At 44.0% G+C, this 1022-nt stretch carries 1 protein-coding gene; it reads right to left on the bottom strand.

What is annotated here, in order from left to right:
- Positions 1–1022, bottom strand: a 1022-nt coding sequence (locus AB4232_RS04190; protein WP_372086348.1) for an RHS repeat domain-containing protein, incomplete at both ends; no start/stop codon positions are given.

Here is a 1022-nt window from a genome sequence, read left to right as displayed (position 1 = left end):
ACCCAGCGACACCGCCTTTTCTATCTGGTCGCCATATATTGTTTGCTAATACGTTGTTCTCGCTGTCACGCTCTTGAAGCTCAATCAGGCCTAAGCGAACAAAGCGTTTCTCTAAGGTTTTAATATTGCTTTCAAAACGCTGATACACTCTTAGAAAATGATCGTGACCATACTCAAATCGTTCCTCAATCTGAGTGCCACTTTTCTCAAAACGAATCGCGGTCAGTCTGTTTTCAGCGTCATAGTCTGCTTCAAAAGGAGTCTCACCTGGCAATAAGCCTTGTACTAAGTTTCCATCAGCATCATAAACAAAAGCGCTACTGTCGCCATCCCACGAGGAAATTTGGTTAAGCGAATTGTACGTGGCTTGTGTTTGTGGGCGCTCTAGAAGGAGCGGTTCGTTAGACTCTAATTGGGTGAGTTTACCTGCAACGTCAAAACCGAAAACAAACTTGCCGATTGTATTCACGCCTTTTCGGTATTCGAGCTTGGAGAGATCGCCAATATTGTCAAAGCTCAACACTTGCTTGATGCCATTGGGGTAAGTTAAGTCAGCCGAAACATTATCAGGCGAATCATCGTAGGTGAGTTCAAAGACCTGTTCCAGTGCCGAAACTTGCTTTAGTCGACCCAGAGCGTCGTACTTGTACTCACCGTAGTTATCTCCATCCAACATCAATGAAGACAATCGATTCAGCTTATCAAACCCAAGTTCAATGGTATCGTTGTCCCAAGGGCCATCAATGCTCTCAACTTTACCGTCCGAGAAATAAGAATATTGTGTCAGACCTTGGCCATCAGAGACTGATACCAGCTCTCCTAACGAATTATATTGATAGGAAACTTCTGGTGTAGCGTCGCCATAACTTACACGAGTCAGTTGGTTATTTTCATTGTAATGAAAAGACTTTGTAACGCCTCGAGCATTAGTGGTGCTGTTGATATAACCTTGCTGGTAATCAATTTTTAGCGCGCTGCCATCTGCGTAACGCTTCGTTGTAAGCTGACCCACGACGTTATAT

The organism is Vibrio sp. 10N.286.46.A8 (genome assembly GCF_041470165.1).
In the GTDB taxonomy this organism is placed as follows: Bacteria; Pseudomonadota; Gammaproteobacteria; order Enterobacterales; family Vibrionaceae; genus Vibrio; species Vibrio tasmaniensis_A.
Note: the sequence above shows the minus strand (reverse complement) of the source record. Positions and strands in the feature narration are given on the sequence as shown.